This is a genomic window from Mesorhizobium sp. M1A.F.Ca.ET.072.01.1.1 (genome assembly GCF_004023325.1).
Lineage (GTDB): Bacteria > Pseudomonadota > Alphaproteobacteria > Rhizobiales > Rhizobiaceae > Mesorhizobium.
Window position 1 is genome coordinate 1 of sequence record NZ_RZSF01000528.1, and the last position, 3,063, is coordinate 3,063.

The 3,063-nt window shown below is 61.8% G+C and carries 3 protein-coding genes and 1 pseudogene; all 4 read left to right on the forward strand.

The window, feature by feature from the left end; translation table 11 throughout:
• Positions 1 to 391, forward strand: a pseudogene (locus EOA32_RS35650) (MBL fold metallo-hydrolase); the annotation flags it as partial.
• A 93-nt stretch (positions 392 to 484) separates the two neighbouring features.
• Positions 485 to 889: a methylmalonyl-CoA epimerase gene (mce, locus tag EOA32_RS35655; RefSeq protein WP_128374185.1), complete on the forward strand. Its 405-nt coding sequence runs from the start codon at positions 485 to 487 to the stop codon at positions 887 to 889.
• Positions 886 to 1,170 carry a DUF1467 family protein gene (locus EOA32_RS35660; protein ID WP_067001240.1) on the forward strand — a complete coding sequence of 95 codons (285 nt, stop codon included), beginning with the start codon at positions 886 to 888 and terminating at the stop codon, positions 1,168 to 1,170. Before mce ends, EOA32_RS35660 begins: the two co-directional genes overlap by 4 nt.
• A gap of 576 nt (positions 1,171 to 1,746) precedes the next feature.
• A partial coding sequence (proS, locus tag EOA32_RS35665; protein WP_128374186.1) for a proline--tRNA ligase occupies positions 1,747 to 3,063 on the forward strand: 1,317 nt, incomplete at its 3' end.

Genomic DNA, 3,063 nt, shown 5'->3' on the forward strand with positions numbered 1-3,063 from the left:
GCCCGGTCCGGCCACGATCATCGACCAGGTGCCGTTCGGCCGCCTCTACAAGGATGGATACTTGATCGGCACCGATCAGGCGATGGGCATACGCGACCGGCGCAAGCTGTCCTATGCCGGACATGTTGCGGTCAACGTCGTGCTCGACGAGAAATACGAGCTAGCCGGCGATCCCGATCTGGTGGCGATCGGCGTCGCCGAGGCCGATGCCAGCGGCGAGACGCTAGAGGACCTGATGCTCGATGCGGCAATCGGCGCGGTGGACTCGATCCCCCGCCAGCGCAGAAAAGACCTCGACCTTGTGCAGGAGGCCGTGCGCCGCGCCGTCCGCGGCGCCGCCAACGAAGCCTGGGGCAAGAAGCCGCTGGTGACGGTGTTTGTCACTAGATAAGGAAGTAGGGGAGTACGGGAATAAGGGAGTAGGGAAGAGCAAATAGCTCGGAGTTTTTCCTACCCCCCTACTCCCCTAACTTTCGGAGCGCTTATGCTCGGACGCCTAAATCATGTCGCGCTTGCCGTGCCGAACCTGGCTGCGGCGACAGCTGCGTATCGCGATACGCTGGGCGCTCGGCTGAGCGAGCCGCAGGCGCTGCCGGAACATGGCGTCACGGTTGTGTTCGTCGATGTCGGCAACACCAAGATCGAGCTGCTGGAGCCGCTGGGCGACGCTTCACCGATCGCAGCCTTCCTCGCGAAGAACCCGTCGGGCGGCATGCATCATGTCTGCTACGAGGTCGACGATATCCTCGCCGCGCGCGACCAGCTCAAAGCAAGCGGCGCGCGTGTGCTCGGCGACGGCAATCCGAAGATCGGCGCGCATGGCAAGCCTGTGCTGTTCCTGCATCCCAAGGATTTCTTCGGCACGCTGGTGGAATTGGAGCAGGCATGAACTGGGTTTCCTTTGTCGCACTGTTCTTCGTCACCTGGTGGCTGGTGCTGTTTGCGGTGCTGCCGTTCAGCCTGCGCACCCAGGATGAGGACAAGGACGTGACGCTCGGCACGGTCTCGAGCGCGCCGAAGGGACCGCACATGCTGCGCGCGGCGATCCGCACGACGGTCGTCACCGCGATCGTGATCGGCATTTTCTACGGCCTGACAAGGGGGCTCGGCTTCGGCTTCGACGACATTCCGCACATCGTGCCGGACTTTACTCATACCGCCGGCCGCTAGCGCCCTGAACAGTTCCGCAAGTATTGATCAACCCGCGCCCGTGCTGGTTGAAATTGGAAGCCGGCTTCCGATTTCAAGGGCTGGCGCAGGATAATGCTGTTTGGCAGGTCGTGGTGCTAAGCAGATGATTGCACAAAAAAAATGCAAGGCACGAGGCCTTGCAATTTAAACGCGTCCGATCTGTTTCCGGTGTCCGGCGGCAGCGAGTAACCGCGCCTAGATCGCATCCTCCCAAGACTTTGACCGCGTAGGAGAGCAGATTTTTCTCCGCCCTCTCGGTTATCGGCGCACACTAGACCAAGGCAGGTGAAAATGTCACGAAGAATTTTGCCCCCAAATAGGCAATATCGTGCTGCACTGCACAATAGTGGGGCAGGGCTTGCTTGTGAATCGATCAAAAGGCCAGATGCGGCACTTTGGTGGCCAAAACGGGCCCTTTTGATCATCCGCAGAACGCCGCAACACTTTGGAGCGCTCGGGTTTCCATTCGGTCATGAAATGGCTATGAAGCCCGGGCAAGCAGCCTCGGTTGCGCCGATTCCCCGCGCCGCCATTTTTTCATTCACGGACCACTCCATGCGTTTGTCGCGCTACTTCCTGCCCATTCTCAAAGAAAACCCCCGTGAGGCCGAAATCGTCTCGCATCGGCTGATGCTGCGCGCCGGCATGATCCGCCAGCAGGGGCAGGGCAGCTTCTCCTGGCTGCCGCTCGGCAAGCGCGTGCTGGACAAGGTCTGCCAGATCATCCGCGAGGAGCAGAACCGAGCCGGCGCGCTGGAAATCCTGATGCCCACGATCCAGTCGGCGGATCTGTGGCGCGAGAGCGGCCGTTACAATGACTACGGCAAGGAGATGCTGCGCATCAAGGACCGGCAGGACCGCGACATGCTCTATGGTCCGACCAATGAGGAAATGGTCACCGAGATCTTCCGCGCCTACGTCAAGTCCTACAAGGACCTGCCGCTCAACCTCTATCACATCCAGTGGAAGTTCCGCGACGAGGTGCGCCCCCGCTTCGGCGTGATGCGCTCGCGCGAGTTCCTGATGAAGGACGCTTACTCCTTCGATCTCGATTTTGAAGGCGCCAGAGCCGCCTATAACCGCATGTTCGTCTCATACTTGAGGACGTTCACGCGCATGGGCCTGCAGGCCATTCCGATGCGCGCCGATACCGGCCCGATCGGCGGTGACCTCAGCCACGAGTTCATCATCCTGGCCGAGACCGGCGAGAGCCAGGTGTTTTGCGACCGCGCCTATCTGTCGCTCGACGTGCCCGACGCGGACACGAACTTTTCCAACGATGCCGAGATCGGCGGCATCGTGACGAAATGGACGACTCCTTACGCCGCCACCGACGAGATGCATGACGAAGCGGCATGGGAGAAGGTGCCCGAAGGCGAGAGGCTCTCGGCGCGCGGCATCGAGGTCGGCCATATCTTCCATTTCGGCGAGAAGTATTCGAAGCCGATGAACGCGAAGGTCACCGGTCCCGACGGCAAGGACCATTATGCTTCGGGCGGCTCCTACGGCATCGGCCCGTCGCGGCTGGTCGCGGCGATCATCGAGGCGAGCCATGACGAGAACGGCATCATTTGGCCGGAAGCGGTCGCGCCGTTCGATATCGGTCTGATCAACATGAAGGTCGGCGACGCCGAATGCGACCGCGTCTGCGACGAGCTCTACGCAGCGCTGACCTCGGCCGGCAAGGACGTGCTTTATGACGACACCGACCAGCGGCCGGGCGGCAAGTTCGCAACCGCCGACCTGATCGGCCTGCCCTGGCAGGTGATCGTCGGACCGCGCGGGGTGGCTAGCGGCGAGGTCGAGATCAAGAACCGCCGGAGCGGCGAGCGCGAGACGCTGCCGATCGCGGAGGCCCAGAAACGCCTGGGT

What these genes read in the sequence shown, in the direction of transcription:
- mce (WP_128374185.1), top strand. Translation starts at nt 485, where the DNA reads ATGCTCGGACGCCTAAATCATGTCGCGCTTGCCGTGCCGAACCTGGCT.
- EOA32_RS35660 (WP_067001240.1), top strand. Translation starts at nt 886, where the DNA reads ATGAACTGGGTTTCCTTTGTCGCACTGTTCTTCGTCACCTGGTGGCTG.